This window comes from Stenotrophomonas sp. (assembly GCF_032061965.1).
In the GTDB taxonomy this organism is placed as follows: Bacteria; Pseudomonadota; Gammaproteobacteria; order Xanthomonadales; family Xanthomonadaceae; genus Stenotrophomonas.
The window spans coordinates 126101-143814 of record NZ_DAMBEF010000008.1; the positions used below are offsets into that span (position 1 = coordinate 126101).

Sequence of the window (17714 nt, forward strand, 5' to 3'; positions counted from 1 at the left end):
AACCACATAGCCACGATGCAGCAGTTTGCGAACGGAGATTCACCATGAGCTATTTCCTTGATCGCTTGCAGTTCTTCAAGCGGGACCCACAACCCTTCGCCGATGGCCACGGGTTCAGCAAGAGCGAAGGCAGGGACTGGGAAAACAGTTATCGCGCCCGCTGGCAGTACGACAAGATCGTACGTTCCACCCACGGTGTGAACTGCACGGGTTCCTGCAGCTGGAAGATCTACGTCAAGAACGGCCTGGTCACCTGGGAAACCCAGCAGACCGACTACCCGCGCACGCGCCCGGACCTGCCCAACCACGAGCCACGCGGCTGCCCACGCGGCGCCAGCTACTCCTGGTACCTGTACAGCGCCAACCGCCTGAAGTACCCGCTGATCCGCGGCACCTTGCTGCGCATGTGGCGTAAGGCACGGCAGACGCAATCGCCGGTGCAGGCGTGGGCCAGCATCGTGCAGGACCCGGCCAAGTCGCGCGAGTACAAGCGCCGCCGCGGCATGGGTGGCTTCGTGCGGGTGAGCTGGGACGAAGCCAACGAAATAATCGCCGCCTCCAACCTGTACACCACCAAGGAATTCGGCCCGGATCGCATCGTCGGCTTCTCGCCGATCCCGGCGATGTCGATGGTGTCCTATGCAGCCGGTGCACGCTATCTGTCGTTGCTGGGCGGCGCCTGCCTGTCGTTCTACGACTGGTACTGCGATCTGCCGCCGGCCTCGCCGCAGGTCTGGGGCGAACAGACCGACGTGCCGGAATCGGCTGACTGGTACAACAGCCGCTACATCATCGCCTGGGGCTCGAACGTGCCGCAGACGCGTACGCCGGATGCGCACTTCTTCACCGAGGCCCGTTACAACGGCACCAAGACGGTGTCGATCTGTCCCGACTATTCGGAGCTGGCCAAGCTTACCGACCACTGGCTGCATCCCAAGCAGGGCACCGATGCTGCATTGGCGTTTGCGTTCGGCCACGTGATCCTGCGTGAGTTCCACGTCGACACGCCGTCTCAGTACTTCCAGGACTACTGCCGCCAGTACTCGGATATGCCGATGCTGGTTCGCATCGAACGCCGTGCCGATGGCCGGCTGGTGCCGGGGCACTTCCTGCGCGCCAGCGAGCTGGGCGGACTGGGCGAGAGCAACAACCCCGAGTGGAAGACGCTGGCCTTCGACGAGAACAGCGGCGACATCACCGTGCCCAACGGGTCGGTTGGCTTCCGTTGGGGCGAGAAGGGCAAGTGGAACATCGAGCAGAAGGCCAGCGATGGGCATGAAACCCGTTTGCGTCTGAGCCTTGCTGATATCAATGACGGCATTGAGGCAGTGAGCTTCCCTTACTTCGGTGGCATCGAGAGCGATGGCTGGACCGCCGCGCCGGCCGAGGAAGTGCTGGAACGCAACATCCCGTTGCGCCGCCTGCAGCTGGCCGATGGCGGCGAGGCGTTGGTGGCCACGGTGTATGACCTGCTGTTGGCGCAGTACGGCGTCGATCGTGGCTTCGGCGGCGGCAATGTCGCCAAGAGCTTTGACGACAACGTGCCGGGTACGCCGGCCTGGCAGGAGCGCATCACCGGCGTGTCACGCGCCGAGGTGATCGAGATCGCCCGCGAGTTCGCCCGCACCGCCGACAAGACCCATGGTCGCAGCATGATCATCGTCGGCGCCGGCATGAACCACTGGTTCCACAACGACATGAACTACCGCGGCCTGATCAACATGCTGGTCATGTGTGGTTGCGTGGGCCAGACCGGCGGTGGCTGGGCGCATTACGTGGGCCAGGAAAAGTTGCGCCCGCAGACCGGCTGGCAGCCGCTGGCGTTCGGCCTGGACTGGAGCCGCCCGCCGCGGCAGATGAACGGCACCTCGTTCTTCTACTTCAATACCGGGCAGTGGCGTTACGAAAAGCTGCAGGTTGATGAGCTGCTGTCGCCGCTGGCCGACGCCTCCAAGTACAGCGGCAGCTTGGCCGATCTAAACCTGCGAGCGGTGCGCATGGGCTGGTTGCCGAGTGCGCCCCAGCTGGACCGCAATCCACTGCAGCTGGTGCGCGAGGCCGAGCAGGCCGGTATCGCACCGGCGGACTACGCACTGTCCAAGTTCAAGGACGGCTCGCTGGACTTCGCCTTCGCCGATCCCGATGCCGCGCAGAATCACCCGCGCATGATGTTCATCTGGCGCTCCAACCTGCTGGGTTCGTCGGGCAAGGGCCACGAGTACATGCTGCGGCATCTGCTCGGCACCCGCCACGGCCTGCAAGGCAAGGACCTGGGCGAGATGGGCGCGGTCAAGCCCGAGGATGTGAAGTGGCGTGATGAAGCGCCGGAGGGCAAGCTCGACCTGCTGGTGACGCTGGACTTCCGCATGTGCACCACCGCGCTGTACTCGGACATCGTGCTGCCGACCGCCACCTGGTACGAAAAGGACGACCTCAACACCTCGGACATGCATCCGTTCATCCACCCGCTGTCCAAGGCGGTGGACCCGGCTTGGGAGTCACGCAGCGACTGGGAGATCTTCAAGGGTGTCGCACGCACGCTCAGTGACATGGCGCCCGGCGTGCTGGGTGTGGAGAAGGACCTGGTGCTGGTGCCGACCCTGCACGACACGCCCAACGAACTGGGCATGCCGTTCGGCGTGGCGGACTGGAAGAAAGGCCAGTGCGAAGCCATCCCGGGCAAGACCATGCCAAGCATGGCGGTGGTCGAACGCGATTATCCCAACCTCTACCGCAAGTTCACCTCGCTGGGCCCGTTGCTGGACAAGCTGGGCAACGGCGGCAAGGGCATGAGCTGGGATACCAAACACGAGGTGGAGTTCCTCGGCAAGCTCAACCACACCGTGCACGAAGAAGGCGTAAGCCAGGGCCGGCCGGCCATTGATACGGCAATCGACGCCTGCGAAGTGATCCTGCACCTGGCCCCGGAAACCAACGGCCATGTCGCGGTCAAGGCCTGGGAGTCGCTGGGTACCTTCACCGGTCGCGAGCATACGCATCTGGCAGTTGGCAAGGAGCACGAAGCCATCCGCTTCCGCGACATCCAGGCGCAGCCGCGCAAGATCATCTCTTCGCCGATCTGGTCCGGGCTGGAAGACGACAACGTCAGCTACAACGCCGGCTATACCAACGTGCACGAGCTGATCCCGTGGCGCACGGTGACCGGCCGCCAGCAGTTCTACCAGGACCACGAATGGATGATCGATTTCGGCGAGGCCTTCATGGGCTATCGGCCGCCGGTCAACACGCGCACGGTGGAACCGCTGCTCAACCAGCGGCCGAACGGCAACAAGGAGATCGTGCTGAACTGGATCACGCCACACCAGAAGTGGGGCATCCACAGTACCTACAGCGACAACCTGATCATGCAGACCTTGTCGCGTGGTGGCCCGATCGTGTGGCTGAGCGAGGACGATGCGCGCAGCGCCGGCATCGAGGACAACGACTGGATCGAACTGTTCAACGTCAATGGTGCGATCGCCGCGCGCGCAGTGGTCAGCCAGCGCGTGATGTCGGGCATGGCGATGATGTACCACGCGCAGGAACGCATCATCAACGTGCCGGGCTCGGAGATTTCCGGCACCCGCGGCGGCATCCACAACTCGGTGACCCGCATCGTGCTCAAGCCCACTCACATGATCGGCGGCTACGCGCAGCTGGCGTGGGGATTCAATTACTACGGTACCTGCGGAACCAACCGCGATGAATTCGTGATCGTGCGCAAGATGGACAAGATCGATTGGCTGGATGGTGAGGACGCAAATTCGAGTGCAACCGGCGCCGCACGGGAGGTGGTGTGATGAAAGTACGTGCCCAGATTGCGATGGTCTTGAACCTGGACAAGTGCATCGGCTGCCATACCTGCTCGATCACCTGCAAGAACGTGTGGACCTCACGCGAAGGCGTCGAGTACGCGTGGTTCAACAATGTGGAAACCAAGCCCGGCATTGGCTACCCGAAGGAATGGGAGAACCAGGAGAAGTGGAACGGTGGTTGGGTGCGCAATGGTGCCGGCAAGCTGGTGCCCCGCGCCGGTGGTCGCTGGCGCATGCTTGCCAAGATCTTCTCCAACCCAGACCTGCCGCAGATCGACGACTACTACGAGCCGTTCGACTTCGATTACCAGCACCTGCACGACGCGCCTGAGCTGAAGCACCAGCCGACCGCGCGGCCGCGCTCGCTGCTGACCGGGCAGCGCATGGAGAAGATCGAGTGGGGCCCGAACTGGGAGGAAATCCTCGGTACCGAGTTCTCCAAGCGTGCCCGCGACTACAACTTCGACAAGGTGCAGAAGGAGATCTACGGCGCCTTTGAGAAGACTTTCATGATGTACCTGCCGCGCCTGTGCGAGCACTGCCTCAATCCGGCCTGCGTCTCTGCCTGCCCCTCCGGCGCGATCTACAAGCGCGAGGAAGACGGCATCGTGCTGATCGACCAGGACAAGTGCCGTGGCTGGCGCATGTGCGTGTCGGCCTGCCCGTACAAGAAGATCTATTACAACTGGAAGAGCGGCAAGTCCGAGAAGTGCATCTTCTGCTACCCGCGCATCGAGATGGGCGAGCCCACCGTCTGCTCGGAAACCTGCGTGGGCCGCATCCGCTACCTCGGCGTGATGCTGTACGACGCGGACCGTATTGCCGAAGCCGCATCGGTGGCGGCGGAGAAGGACCTGTACCAGTCGCATCTGGACATCTTCCTGGACCCGTACGATCCCGCGGTGATCGAGGCCGCGCGTGCCGAAGGCATCCCGGATAGCTGGTTGGAATCGGCCAAGCAGTCGCCGGTCTACAAGCTGGCCATCGACTGGAAGCTGGCGCTGCCGCTGCACCCGGAATACCGCACCCTGCCGATGGTCTGGTACGTGCCACCGTTGTCGCCGATCCAGTCGGCGGCCGAACGCGGTCATGTCGGCATGAGCGGCGAGCTGCCGGACATCGCCTCCTTGCGCATCCCGGTGCGTTACCTGGCCAACCTGCTGACCGCCGGTGACGAGCAGCCGGTGATCCGCGCCCTGGAGCGGCTGATGGCGATGCGTGCCTGGCGCCGCGGCAAGAACGTGGACGGTGTCGAGGACATGCGCGTGCTGGAGCAGGTGGGGTTGACCCCGGCACAGGTCGAGGAGATGTACCGCTACCTGGCCATCGCCAACTACGAGGACCGCTTCGTCATCCCCAGCGCGCACCGCGAGTACGCCAACGATGCCTTCGGCGAACGTGGGGGCTGCGGCTTCACCTTTGGCAATGGCTGCAATGGCGACAGCCCGGCGGACCTGTTCACCCAGCGCAAGAGCACCACCTACACGGTGCATCCCAACCGCCAGCACCGGCATGAGGTGGTGAAATGAGTGTGCTCAAGCTGATTGGCGTATTGCTGGACTACCCGCGCGACGAGCTTTGGCAGCATGGCGAGGAGCTGCTGGAGGCCTGCGACGATCCGGCATTGACGCCGGCCCGTCGTGGGCAGCTGCGCGACTTCGTACAGGACCTGCTGGCCAGCGATCCGCTGGAAGCGCAGGACCGCTGGCTGGCCACCTTTGACCGCGGCCGCTCGATGAGCCTGCTGGTGTTCGAGCACATCCACGGCGAGTCGCGTGACCGTGGCCAGGCCATGGTCGACCTGATCGATGCCTACCGTCGCAACGGCTTCGAGCTGGAAGCACGCGAGCTGCCGGACTACCTGCCACTGCTGCTCGAGTACCTCGCGCACCGCCCGCAGGCCGAAGCCAAGGATTGGCTGCACCACATCGGCCACATCGCCGGCATGCTCGCCGCCCGCGCGGCCGAGCGGCAGCTGCCGCACGCGGTGCTGCTGGAGATCCTGGTCGAGGCGGGCGAGGGCAAGGTCAACCTGGCCGTGCTGCGGCAACGCGCCAGCGAGGAAGTGCGTGATGACACCGTCGAAGCCATGGATCGCCTGTGGGAAGAGGAGGCCGTGCGCTTCGGTGCCGATGCCCCCTCGCAGGACTGCGATCCACCCCATCGTTCACCGGCACGCGCGCAGCCGCGGGAGATCCAGCCATGAGTAACCTCAACCAGTTCGCTTTCCAGTTCTATCCCTATATCGCGGTCGCGGTGCTGTTGATCGGCAGCTGGGCGCGCTATGACAAGGCGATGTACAGCTGGCGTACCGGCTCGACCCAGCTGCTGTCCGACCGTGGCATGCGTATCGGCAGCAACTGCTTCCACATCGGCATCCTCGCCATCCTCGGCGGTCACCTTGTCGGCCTGCTGACACCGCATGCGCTCTACGAGCCCTTCATCACCTCGTCGCAGAAGCAACTGCTGGCGATGGTGGTGGGTGGTTTCTTCGGTGCGCTGTGCTTCATCGGCATCACCATTCTGCTGGTGCGCCGGCTGACCAATGCCCGCGTTCGTGCCATTGGCAGCTTTGGTGACACCCTGGTGCTGGTGCTGCTGTTTGCCCAGCTCTGCCTTGGCCTTTACAGCATCAAGGTCTCGGCCGGTCATCTGGACGGTGGCGTAATGGTGATGCTGGCCGAATGGGCCCAGCACATCGTCACCTTCCGCGCCGGTGCAGCGGATTATGTCGAAGGCGTGCATTGGGTCTACAAGGCGCATATCTTCCTTGGCCTGACGCTGTTGTTGATCGCGCCCTTCACCCGCCTGGTGCATGTGTGGAGCATCCCGCTCAGCTATCTGTGGCGGCCCTACCAGGTGGTGCGCCGTCGCCAGGCCACGTTGCGCTACGGGCCGCGGGAGTAAGCCTTGGGCGCCTTGCCACGCATCCTGCCGATCACCGTGATCGACTCGGACACGCCGGTGCCGGCCGAGGCCGGCCACCATCATCCGGCTGACGATGGCCCGCGCAGTCTCGGCCAGCCTGCACCCTGCAGTCTGTTCGTTGCCGAGACCGCCATCGACGAAGCCGCCATCGCCCGCGAGATGCAGTTCCATCGCGCGATGCGCCCGGAGCAGTCCCGCGCCGATGCGGCGCGGGCGCTGGTGGTACGCGAGCTGCTGCGGCTGGAGGCCGAGCGTCTGCAGTTGCCCGTCGCATCGACGGTGGCCGGGCAGGAAACCAGTGAAGAAGTCCGTATCCAGCAGTTGCTCGAGCAGTCGCTGGAAGACCGCGTGCCCAGTGACGAGGACTGCCGCCGCTACTTCGAGCAGAACCCCGAGCGCTTCCGCTCTGCAGACCGCATCCGGGTGCGCCATATCCTGCTGGCGGCACCGGCCGATGACATCGCCGGGCGCCTGAAGGCCCGCACCCGGGCCGAGACGCTGATCGCCGAGCTGCTCGAGCAACCGCATCTGTTCGCTGATCTTGCCGCGCGCAACTCGCAATGCCCGTCAAGCAGCGAGGGCGGTGAGCTGGGCTGGTTGCAGCGTGGCCAGACCACGCCCGAGTTCGATCGGCAGATATTCCGCCTGCGACAGGGCCTGGCCGGCTTCCCGGTGGAGTCGCGCTGGGGCTACCACGTGGTCCTGGTCGATGCGCTGGAGGCCGGCGTGGCGCTGGCTTACGAGCAGGTGCAGGCGCAGATCAGCGAGTACCTGGAGCTGCAGGTACGGCAGCGCGACGTACAGCAGTTTTTGCTGCAGCTGCGTGAGCGCTATCCGGTGCGCGGGCTCGACGAGATCGAAGCGCAGGCCGAGTAAAGACCGAATCCTCAAGGAGTGGCGATGAGCCAGAATCTGCAAGCGGTCAGCAATGGCCAGCAACAACGCGCGCTGTGGTTGAGCACTTTCGCCTTCACCGTGTGCTTCGCGGTGTGGATGATCTTCGCCATCATCGGCATCCAGATCAGCAAGCAGCTGGGCTTGAACGACACCCAGTTTGGCCTGCTGATCGCGACCCCGGTATTGACCGGCTCGGTGATCCGCGTCTTCCTCGGCATCTGGTCCGACCAGTTCGGCGGACGCAAGGTGATGACCCTGGTGATGCTGTGTGGTGCGGTCGCCACCTGGCTGCTGACCTACGCGCAAACCTATCCGCAGTTCCTGCTCGCGGCCTTGTTCGTCGGTATTGCCGGCGGCAACTTCTCGGTCGGCGTGACCTATGTGTCCAAGTGGTTCCCGCCGGAAAAGCAGGGCACCGCGCTGGGCATCTTCGGTGCCGGCAACATCGGCTCGGCGGTGACCAAGCTGCTGGCACCGCTGGTGATGGTGGCGTCGGGCTGGATGATGGTGGCCAAGCTGTGGGCGGTGGGTTTGGCCGTGACCGCCATCCTGTTCTATCTGTTCAGTAAGGAAGATCCCTCGCTGGAGGAGCGCCGTCGCAGCGGGGTCAAGCCGATGCCGTTCTCCGAGCAGATGGCACCGCTGAAGAACCTGCAGGTATGGCGGTTCTCGCTGTATTACTTCTTCGTCTTCGGTGGCTTCGTGGCCCTGGCGCTGTGGCTGCCGCACTACCTGGTCGGCGCGTATGGCATGGATGTGGGTACGGCGGGCGTTCTGGCGGCGTGTTACTCGATCCCGGCCAGCCTGTTCCGGGTGGTGGGTGGGTGGCTGTCCGACCGCATCGGCGCTCGCCGGGTGATGTACTGGACGCTGGGCGTATCGGCTATCTGCACCTTCATCCTGGCCTATCCGGATACGCGCTACATCGTGCAGGGCGTGCATGGCGAACTCAGCTTCCACCTTGCCATCAGCGTCACCCTGTTTACCGTGCTGGTGTTCGTGCTCGGCTTCTTCATGTCGCTGGGCAAGGCCGCGGTCTACAAGCACATCCCCGTCTATTACCCCAAACATGTGGGCGCGGTGGGTGGCGTGGTCGGCATGATCGGTGGCCTGGGAGGATTCATCCTGCCCATCGTGTTCGGTGCGCTCAACGACGTGGTCGGCATCTGGAGCAGCTGTTTCATGCTGCTGTTCGTACTGGTCAGCGTCGCCTTGGCATGGATGCACTTCTCGATCCGTCGCATGGAGCGTCGCAACTTCCCGCAGTTGGATCGTCAGACCGACCTGCCCGAAGCCATCGATGCGGCCGAGGTCGAAAAACAACGGCGCGCTTGATCCAGATCAGTGAAATGGATCGCTTGCTGCAGGAGGATGCAGGCATGTCAGTCGAGACCGCCGGAATGGACGATGCCACCTTGCATGCAGCCCTGCTGCAGCAGCCCGCGCATGTGCTGTTCCCGCCACCGCATGAGCTCAGCCCCGGCTTTGCCGAGGCGGGCTGGCGCGCGGCCATGCAGGCCAGCAACGAGCATTTGATCCCGCGTGCCTTGACCCTGGGCTTCAAGGTGGCGGCGGCCGACCAGGAGCGCCCCGAGAACCTGCTCGATGCCTTGCTGGTCTGCCTGCGACTGCAGGCCAACGTACTGGCCGGCGATCGCGAAGTGGCGGCGATGGTGCTGCAGCCGGGCGTGGCCGAACAGTTGCCGGCACCGCTGTTGGGCCGCCTGCTTGACGCCGTGCCGCACCAGCTGTGCACCATCGCGCGGCCGCAGGTCGAGGTGCGCCTGGAGGCCTCAAGCCTGGTTGTTCCAGCTGCGTTGCGCGCGGTGGGATGCACCCGCCTGACCGTGATCGACCGGGCCGATGGCGACGGCGTGCAGCTGTTGAAGCAGGGCCAACAGGCCGGTTTCACCGCCTGCTACTACCAGCTGCGTGCGCCTGCGCACGACGACGCGACGTTCCTGTCACGGTTGCAGCAGGTGCTGGAGCTGGCGCCGGAGCGCATCGTGCTGCCTGCACCGTGCAGCCTGCCGGCCAAGCCGGCGGTGGCTGATTGGCTGCAGGCGTGGCGGTTGCTGCGTGTTGCCGGCTATCAGGCACTCGGCGGCGATCACTACCAGCGAGCAGACCTGCCGATGCCGTTGCGTAACGGCGATGGTCAACGACATTGCGACCTGATGGGCGTACCGCGTCGCGAGCGGCACGACCTGCTCGGCATCGGTCCGGGCGCGTGCAGCCAGATCGGCGACGTGATCTGCCGGATGGAAGCCCAGCCCGCGCATTGGCGTGCCTGTCTGGTGGCCGGGCAGCCGGGCGTGGCAGCCGGGCTTATTCTTTCCGAGCATGAACGTATGACGGATGAGGTGGTGCAGAGCCTGGCCTGCGACCATTGCCTGGACATGGGCGCGTTTGAATGGCGCAACGCCTTGCCGCTCAACGCCTGCTTCGAAGATGGCATCGCCCGCATCGCTTTGTTCATGGAGCGCGGTTGGCTGCGCCACGAGCACGGCGTGTTGCGTATCGAGAATGAAGGCGAGCTGCTGTGGCGTATGATCGCGGCGTGCTTCCGCCCCTTGGCTGCTGTTTGAAACCGGAATGACGCACTCCTCTCCGCCGCCACGTGGCCCGCTGGGCTCCGCCACCCCCAATCCGGCCGCTGCCGGCGATGGTGATGCGCTGCATTTCTGCAGTACCTGCGCGTTTTCCGACGCCTGCAGCTCGCAGGGCTATGACAAGACCGCGCTCAACGAGCTGCATGTGCTGGTTGACCATGTGGGGCCGTATCACGCCGGTGACTACATTTTCCGTGCCGGCGAACCGTTCGATTCAATCGCGGCGGTGCGCGCAGGCATGGTCAAGACCTTTGTCGACGACAGCCTTGGCAACGAACAGGTACTGGGCTTCAGCCTGCCGGGCGAGGTGATCGGCTTGAACGCGATCCACGGCTCGCGCTATCCCTGCAACGCGGTGGCACTGGATACCGTGCACCTTTGCCGCATCTCCTTTCCGCGTATCAGCTTGCTGGCCAGCCGAATGCCGGGGCTGCAGGCCAAGTTGTTCAGCCTGCTCAGCGCCGAGATCGGCAAGGCCGCGCTGCTGGCAGCCAACTACCGTACCGAGGAGCGCATGGCGGCGTTCCTGCTGGATATCTCCAATCGGTACGCGCGGCGCGGCTTTTCCGCGCACCGTTTCAACCTGACGATGACCCGCACCGAGATTGCCAATTACCTGCGCATGGCCCCGGAGACCGCCAGCCGCGTATTGCGGCGGCTGAGTGATGAAGAAGTCATTGCGGTGAAGCAACGCGAGATCATCCTGCTGCAGCCGGAGCGCCTGGCATTGATGGCCGCAACCGATGACGCCAACGAGTGACAGCGAAACGAGGATGCATCCATGAGAAAACTGTGGGCGTTGCTGCTGGCCGTGGCCAGCGTTCCGGCAAGCGCGGCTGAGTTGACGGTTTCTGCCGCATCCAGCCTGACCGAAAGCTTTGGCGAAATCGCCTCGGCCTATGAAAAGGCCAATCCGGGCACCAAGGTGGATCTCAACTTTGCCGCGTCCGGTGTGCTGCTGCAGCAGATCGCGCGGGGCGCACCGGTGGACGTGCTGGCCACGGCAGACCAGGCGACCATGGCGCAGGCACAGACCGATGGTCTGGTGGACCCGGCAACCCAGCATGTATTCGCGGCCAACAGCCTGTGGGTAGTGGTGCCACCGCAGACAACGAACAAGCCCGCGACGCTCGCAGCCCTGGCTGCACCTGGCGTCAAGCGCGTTGCGATCGGCAACCCGGACAGTGTCCCGGTTGGTCGCTATGCGCGCGGCGCACTGCAGGCGGCAGGCATCTGGCCGGCGGTGCAGGCAAAGATGATCAGCACCCAGAACGTGCGCCAGTCCTTGGACTATGTGGCGCGAGGTGAGGTGGATGCCGGCTTTGTCTATTCCACCGATGCGCAGGCGATGCGGGATCGCGTGCAGCGTGCCTTCCAGGTGCCGGTTGCCGGTGGTATCAACTACCCGCTGGCGATGGTCAAGGACAGCCGCAATGCCGTGGAGGCCAAGCGCTTCATCGCCTTCGTGCAATCGGCGCAGGGCCAGGCGATCCTGCACAGGCATGGATTCGGCAGCCCCTGATGGTGGATCTGGACTGGAGCGCGTTGTGGTTGTCGCTGAAGGTGGCCGGCTGGGCCACCGCGATAAACCTCGTGCTTGGTGTCGCCTTGGGCGCGTTGCTGGCGCGGCGGCGGTTTCCCGGTCGTGAGCTGCTCGATACGGTGTTCACCCTGCCGATGGTGTTGCCGCCCACCGTGCTGGGCTACTACCTGCTGGTGTTGATCGGCAGCAAGGGGCCGTTGGGCCGATGGCTCGACGAAAGCTTCGGCATCAATCTGGTTTTCACCTGGCAGGCCGCGGTGATCGCGGCTGCGGTGGCGTCGTTCCCGCTGGTGTTCAAGCCGGCGCGGGCGGCGTTCGAGGATGTGGACGGGCAGTTGGAACAAGCGGCGCGCACCTTGGGCATCTCGGAGCTGGCGTTGTTTTTCAGGGTGACCTTGCCGTTGGCGTGGCGCGGCATCCTCGCCGGGCTGTTGCTGGCGTTCGCACGGGCGATGGGCGAGTTCGGTGCCACCATCATGGTGGCGGGCAGCATCCCCGGCCGCACCCAGACACTGTCCATCGCCATCTATGAAGCAGTGCAGGCGGGCAACGATGGCCGCGCCAACGCCTTGGTGCTGCTGTCCTCGCTGGTCTGCATCAGCGTGCTGCTGATTGCCGCGCGGCTGGTGGGGCGGCGCCAGCACGAAGGGGTGCGCAATGTGGCTTGAACTGGATATCCAACGCCAGCTGCATGCTGCCGGCCAGCACTTCGAACTGCATGCTGCGCTGCGCTGCACCCAGCCCAAGGTGGTGCTGTTCGGGCCCTCCGGCGCCGGCAAGAGCCTGACCCTGAAAGCCGTGGCCGGGCTGCTGCGGCCTGACACCGGCGTGATCCGCATGCAGGGCCAGCCATTGTTTGACCAGGCCGCCGGCATCAACCTGTCACCGCAGCGCAGGCGGGTTGGCTATGTGTTCCAGGACTACGCGCTGTTCCCGCATCTGACCGTGCGCCAGAACGTGGGCTTTGGCCTGCAGCGCGGCTTGCGCAATCCTTCGCGCGGGCGTCGCCTCGCCGCGGTCGAGCAATGGCTGCAGGCATTCCGCATCGACCCTGTTGGCGATCTGCTGCCGTCACAGATATCCGGTGGACAGCGCCAGCGCACCGCGCTCGCTCGCGCCCTGGTTACCCAGCCGCAGGCCTTGTTGCTGGATGAACCCTTCGCCGCGCTGGATCACGCCTTGCGCGTGCATCTGCGCCAGGAACTGGAGACCGTGCTGGACCAGACCGGCATTCCGCTGCTGCTGATCAGCCACGACCCGGAAGACGTTGAAATGTTCGGCCAGCAAGTGGTGCACCTGGCCGATGGACGCGTGCAGGGCTGAGCCGGCCTATCAGCCTGGCGCACCATCGGCGCGTGGCCGCAGGTAGATCCATGCCAGTCGCAGCAACCACGGCGCCAGCACCAGCAACCAGCCAAGCGCGGCGATGGCATGCCAGCGCCAGGGATCCTGCAGCAATGGCGCAAGGATGCGCAGCAGGGCGACCAGCTGCAGGCCCAGAAGTGCCACCCAGGCCACTGCCGGCATGACCAACGCACGCCCCGAGTGGCCTTGGCTGACGCGGGTGACCATGGCCACCAGCAGGCTGCCGAACAGGCCGATGGCCAAGGCATGCAACGGCGCGCGCTCCAACCAGCCAACGTGCCCCACAAGTGCGGCGATGTCCTGCAGCAGGTACAGCAGCATTGCCAGTGGCCACCACAGCAGCCCGAGGAACAGCACGCGCAACAGCGCAGGGGCGTGCCCGCGCGGCCACCAGCGCCGCAGGGTATAGAGCGACAACAGCAGCAGGCCCGCATCGGCAACCAACATCGGCCATGGCCACTGCAGCTGATCGGCAACAAGGTGCAACAGGCTCAGCACCCACAGCAGCGCCAGCCAGGACGGTGGACGCCATGCGACGTAGCCCGCCACCACATTGCCGGCGAAGAAGGGAAACATGCGGTGTGCCACGCTGGCGTAGATCGGCAGCAGCAGGCCGAACGTGCCGATGGAAACGCTCAGTGCGTGCCAGCGCGCATCACCGCTGACAATCGCCTGGATGAACGCGACCAGCCCGATCAGCCCCAGCAGCAACGCGCTCCAGCAGGACCATGCATGCCAGGTACGGCCCTGCTCGCGCAGCATCAGTCGTCCGAGCACCACCAGTGCCGCGCCCCAACCCGTGCAGGCCAGCAGCAGGCCCAGGCCAAGTCCGGGGTGCCAGCCCGCGCTGTAGGCCAGCAGTGCGAGCTGGCCGGCGAACATGCCACCGCCCACGCACAGGTAGCTCCAGCGGGGCAGGGCGGGCAGGCCCATCCAGCGCGGGAACACCGTCAGCAGGAAGCCGAAGATGAAGCTGGGCAGCACCAGGTACTGCATCCACAGCCCATGCAGCCAGGCCGGGGGCAGCGTCAACGCCGGTTGCGCTGGCAACAGGCCTTGCAGGCTGAGCAACCAGATGCCCCACCATGCCATGGCCAGGGACAGGTTGCAGACACCCACGAAGAACAGCAACCGGTGAGGGGCAGCGAAAAGCGGGGCGGAGGGCGCAGGGGTGTTTTTCACGGCGCGAGTATCGGTCCGGCGCCGACAGGGGCAGCTGATAAAAGTCATCTGGCCGGTTCATCATGGGCAGCGCGGCGCCGTGTTGCGCTGCCGCGAGGCCTGGGACGCCGGTCTCGCTAAACTGATTTCATTTGCAACGGAGTGGTCATGGCCAGTATTCGAGCAGTGTCCCTGATTGGTGTCCCTACCGATGTAGGCGCCGGCGCCCGTGGTGCGCGCCTGGGACCGGAGGCGTTGCGCATTGCCGGGTTGCCCGAGGCGCTGGCCGAGCGTGGCGTGGATGTGCGGGATATCGGCAACCTGGACGGTCCGCGCAACCCCTGGACCGGCCCGGTGCAGGGCTACCGGCACCTGGACGAAGTGGTGGCGTGGAATCACGCCTTGATGGAAGCCACCTATGCCGAACTGAAGGATGGCCGCCTGCCGATCATGCTCGGCGGTGACCACTGCCTCGGCGTGGGGTCGATCACGGCGGTCGCACGCTGGTGCCGTGAGCAGGGCAAGCAGCTGCGCGTGTTGTGGCTGGATGCACATTCGGACTTCAACACCTCCGACGTCACCCCTTCGGGCAACATCCACGGCATGCCGGTGGCCTGCCTGTGTGGCCTGGGGCCGCAGGGCCTGACCCATCTGGGGGGCGATGCCCCGGCCATCAGCGCGTGGCAGGTGCACCAGATCGGCATCCGCTCGGTGGACCCGGAAGAAAAACGTCTGATCAAGCAGCATCGCGTGGACGTCTACGACATGCGCTACATCGACGAGGCCGGCATGAAGCGCACGGTGGAAGCAGCGCTGCACGGCATTGATGCCAATACCCATCTGCACGTCAGTTTCGACGTGGATTTCCTCGACCCCAGCATCGCGCCGGGTGTCGGCACTACGGTTCCCGGTGGCGTCAATTACCGCGAAGCGCAGCTGGTGATGGAGATGATTGCCGATACCGGGCTGATGGGTTCGCTGGACATCGTCGAACTCAATCCGCTGCTGGACCACCAGAACCGCACCGCGGAATTGGCGGTGGATCTTGTTGAAAGCCTGTTCGGAAAGTCCACGCTGATGCGTGATTGAAGGGCTGCAGCATGGGCGTGTGGTGGTGATCACGCGCACGTTTGCGCCGTTGCTGCGTTAACGCGTTTCCGACATGGCTGAACCGGTGCTGCGCATATTCACGCGCAGCACACAGCCGAGCAGCCAGATTCGTCTTCACACGCGGTCCGCTGGTTGCCGGTCTCCGGCCAATGCCGCCGCCTCATGAGCGAGGAGACGAACAATGATGAAGCGAGTATTGATGTTGGCCTTGGTTGGCGCGTTCTCGGTGGGCATGCTCAGCGGCTGTAACACCATGGCCGGCGCCGGCAAGGACATGCAGAAGGCCGGTGAGAAGGTCGAAGACAAGGCGCACGACTGCAACGACGGCAAGTGCTGATCAACCTGCGGCCCTTGGCGGGGCTGCATCGATGTAACCACCACAGGAGAAAGACATGAAGCGTTTGGTTGCCCTGATGTTGTTGTCGCTGTTCTCGGTTGCCGTGCTGTCTGGCTGCAACACCGTTGCCGGTGCCGGCAAGGATGTGCAGAAGGCAGGCGAAAAGGTGGAGGACGCTGCCAAGGGCAACTGACCTGGCCAGCGCACACCGCTGAATTGGAGAAGGCCGGCATTGCCGGCCTTTTTCATGCGCGTTGATTTTTTTACACGCTGCTGAAGGCGTGTTCATTGACATCAGTGCCTCACAACGAAGTGTGGACTCGATGGCAACACCATTGCCTCCAAGATGGCTGCACGCGAATCAACCGCGTAATCCCACAAGGAGCAACGTAATGAACAAAGACATTATTTCCGGCAAGTGGACCCAGCTCAAAGGCAAGGTACAGGCCAAGTGGGGTGACATCACCGATGACGACCTGAAGGTGGCCGAAGGCAATGCCGAATATCTGTCCGGGCGCCTGCAGGAACGCTATGGCTGGGCCAAGGACCGCGCAGAAACGGAGGTGCGTGACTTCGAGGATTCGCTGCGCAAGGAATACCCTGACTACCGTTGATTGATCCCGCTTGAGTGCGAGCCAGGGATCAAACACAAAGGGCCGCGAAAGCGGCCCTTTGTTCATCCTGCGCAGATGCCGGCATTGGTTGGCGGGCTTCCCGGGTGCGCTGCGCTTACCCGGGCTACGGTACTGACGAACCTTGGGTTGGTGGCCCCTTGAACGGCCTTGCGCAGGCCGCAAGGGCCGGGGCGCGGGGCGGGTTGGACAGAGGGTCTGTGGTCAACGCCAGCGCGCCGGCGGATCGGGTACGAAACCATCGGGGAAGGCCTGCGGCGTGTTGTCGACGCGATGGCGCGGCAGGATGCCCAGCGCGGCCAAGCGCTGTCGCGAGTCATAGCGGATCTCGCTGACCTGGGCCGGGCTGCTGCTGGCGCGCTCAAAGCTGGTCAGCGAGGAACTGGACCACTCACGCTCGCCATGCCCCGTGCCCAGGCGCTGACGCGATTCTGTCCTGGCCATCGCAGTGGGCGCGGCGGGGGCATCGGCCATGCGGGAGTTGGCGCTGGCACTGGCCTCGGCCTCGGCGCGGTCCTCGTACTGCGGCATGGGACGCGGCATCGGCCGCGGGCGGGGAATAGGACGCATGTCGTAGATGCGGCGCGCTTCGTTGAACACCGCGATGCCGATCACCCCGACATTGGCCGGGCGGCCGGTACGGCTGGCATAGCTGTCGTCGTGGCGGGTGAACACGAACTGCGCGACTTCGGCGTTGGATTTGCGCCAGCCGGTGATCTCACTGCTCTGCCAGGGCTCCAGCACATAGCCGGACTGGGCCGGGGAGGCGGTCTGGCCGGTGATCGCATTGACCCCGTCCACCGACAGCACCACCAGCACGCGCTGGCCGCTGCGGTTCTCCATCCGCACGCTGTAGCGGTGACCGGGGCTGCCGGCCACCCATTGCTGGCCGCGATGGCCGTACTGGTCCAGCTCTCCACCGCCGTCACGGTCAATCACCGACAGTAATACCGGGCCCTCGTCCGGCTGCCGGACCGGGCTGAAGCCGCATAGCGCGACAACCGACAACACACTGGCAAACAGGCGGTACATGGCGGGCTCCTCGTTGGGGTACGAGGCCTTGAACGGGTGGGGGCGGCCAATGGGGTTGAGGGCGGCGCGCGGCGCGGGGGGTTACACTGGGCCGGTTCATCCGCTCGTCAGCTTGGTTTTCATGACTACCCGCGTCCTTACCGGCATTACCCCCTCCGGCACTCCCCACCTCGGCAATTACGTTGGCGCGATCCGCCCGGCCATTGCCGCCAGCCAGGCCTCGGATATCGAGAGCTTCTTCTTCCTGGCCGACCTGCACAGCCTGATCAAGGCGCAGGAGCC

General features: G+C 64.7%; 17 protein-coding genes and 1 pseudogene. 16 read left to right on the forward strand and 2 right to left on the reverse strand.

Translation table 11 applies throughout. The annotated features are described in order from the left end of the window. Positions 1-44: 44 nt before the first annotated feature. Genes RT460_RS06490 through RT460_RS06540 form a run of 11 tightly spaced genes read left to right on the forward strand, consistent with a single transcriptional unit; the run spans position 45 to position 13118 of the window. Positions 45-3800: a nitrate reductase subunit alpha gene (locus RT460_RS06490; protein WP_313317896.1), complete on the forward strand. Its 3756-nt coding sequence runs from the start codon at positions 45-47 to the stop codon at positions 3798-3800. After that, a complete protein-coding gene (gene narH, locus RT460_RS06495; protein WP_313317897.1) occupies positions 3800-5344 on the forward strand; it encodes a nitrate reductase subunit beta in 1545 nt (514 codons plus the stop codon). The genes RT460_RS06490 and narH overlap by 1 nt, the downstream gene beginning before the upstream one ends. Beyond that, entirely contained in the window at positions 5341-6021 is a 681-nt protein-coding gene (narJ, locus tag RT460_RS06500; protein WP_313317898.1) for a nitrate reductase molybdenum cofactor assembly chaperone, read from the forward strand. Before narH ends, narJ begins: the two co-directional genes overlap by 4 nt. Beyond that, positions 6018-6722 (forward strand): respiratory nitrate reductase subunit gamma, encoded by a 705-nt coding sequence (narI, locus tag RT460_RS06505; RefSeq protein ID WP_313317899.1) that lies wholly within the window; start codon positions 6018-6020, stop codon positions 6720-6722. The genes narJ and narI overlap by 4 nt, the downstream gene beginning before the upstream one ends. Before the next feature lie 3 nt (positions 6723-6725). Continuing rightward, positions 6726-7619, forward strand: a complete 894-nt coding sequence (locus RT460_RS06510; protein WP_313317900.1) for a peptidylprolyl isomerase — start codon at positions 6726-6728, stop codon at positions 7617-7619. Between the two features lie 24 nt (positions 7620-7643). Beyond that, the gene (locus RT460_RS06515) at positions 7644-8975 is read left to right on the forward strand and encodes a nitrate/nitrite transporter (RefSeq protein WP_313317901.1); all 1332 of its coding nucleotides are present in this window, start codon (positions 7644-7646) and stop codon (positions 8973-8975) included. Positions 8976-9019: 44 nt separating this feature from the next. Continuing rightward, positions 9020-10228 carry a coproporphyrinogen III oxidase gene (locus tag RT460_RS06520; RefSeq protein WP_313317902.1) on the forward strand — a complete coding sequence of 403 codons (1209 nt, stop codon included), beginning with the start codon at positions 9020-9022 and terminating at the stop codon, positions 10226-10228. Positions 10229-10235: 7 nt separating this feature from the next. Beyond that, entirely contained in the window at positions 10236-11012 is a 777-nt protein-coding gene (locus tag RT460_RS06525; protein ID WP_313317903.1) for a helix-turn-helix domain-containing protein, read from the forward strand. Between the two features lie 21 nt (positions 11013-11033). Then, positions 11034-11774 carry a molybdate ABC transporter substrate-binding protein gene (modA, locus tag RT460_RS06530; protein ID WP_313317904.1) on the forward strand — a complete coding sequence of 247 codons (741 nt, stop codon included), beginning with the start codon at positions 11034-11036 and terminating at the stop codon, positions 11772-11774. Positions 11775-11776: 2 nt separating this feature from the next. Beyond that, positions 11777-12463, forward strand: coding sequence for a molybdate ABC transporter permease subunit (gene modB, locus RT460_RS06535; protein WP_313317917.1), 687 nt, complete (start codon positions 11777-11779; stop codon positions 12461-12463). After that, positions 12453-13118, forward strand: a complete 666-nt coding sequence (locus RT460_RS06540; protein WP_313317905.1) for an ATP-binding cassette domain-containing protein — start codon at positions 12453-12455, stop codon at positions 13116-13118. The genes modB and RT460_RS06540 overlap by 11 nt, the downstream gene beginning before the upstream one ends. 9 nt (positions 13119-13127) lie before the next feature. Here RT460_RS06540 and RT460_RS06545 read toward each other — a convergent pair whose 3' ends face one another. Beyond that, positions 13128-14342: an NnrS family protein gene (locus tag RT460_RS06545; protein ID WP_313317906.1), complete on the reverse strand. Its 1215-nt coding sequence runs from the start codon at positions 14340-14342 to the stop codon at positions 13128-13130. A 147-nt stretch (positions 14343-14489) separates the two neighbouring features. Here RT460_RS06545 and rocF point away from each other — a divergent pair, with 147 nt between their 5' ends. The 4 genes from rocF (at position 14490) to RT460_RS06565 (ending at position 16382) form a co-directional block, all read left to right on the forward strand. Next, positions 14490-15410, forward strand: coding sequence for an arginase (gene rocF / locus RT460_RS06550; protein ID WP_313317907.1), 921 nt, complete (start codon positions 14490-14492; stop codon positions 15408-15410). Positions 15411-15615: 205 nt separating this feature from the next. Beyond that, a complete protein-coding gene (locus tag RT460_RS06555; RefSeq protein WP_313317908.1) occupies positions 15616-15768 on the forward strand; it encodes an entericidin A/B family lipoprotein in 153 nt (50 codons plus the stop codon). 55 nt (positions 15769-15823) lie between these two features. After that, positions 15824-15961 carry an entericidin A/B family lipoprotein gene (locus tag RT460_RS06560; protein ID WP_313317909.1) on the forward strand — a complete coding sequence of 46 codons (138 nt, stop codon included), beginning with the start codon at positions 15824-15826 and terminating at the stop codon, positions 15959-15961. Between the two features lie 199 nt (positions 15962-16160). After that, positions 16161-16382 (forward strand): CsbD family protein, encoded by a 222-nt coding sequence (locus tag RT460_RS06565; protein WP_313317910.1) that lies wholly within the window; start codon positions 16161-16163, stop codon positions 16380-16382. Between the two features lie 222 nt (positions 16383-16604). Here the strand turns inward: RT460_RS06565 and RT460_RS06570 are convergent, their stop codons facing one another. Beyond that, positions 16605-17432 (reverse strand): hypothetical protein, encoded by an 828-nt coding sequence (locus RT460_RS06570; protein ID WP_313317911.1) that lies wholly within the window; start codon positions 17430-17432, stop codon positions 16605-16607. Positions 17433-17553: 121 nt separating this feature from the next. Here RT460_RS06570 and RT460_RS06575 point away from each other — a divergent pair. Next, a pseudogene (locus RT460_RS06575) lies at positions 17554-17714 on the forward strand (tryptophan--tRNA ligase); the annotation flags it as partial.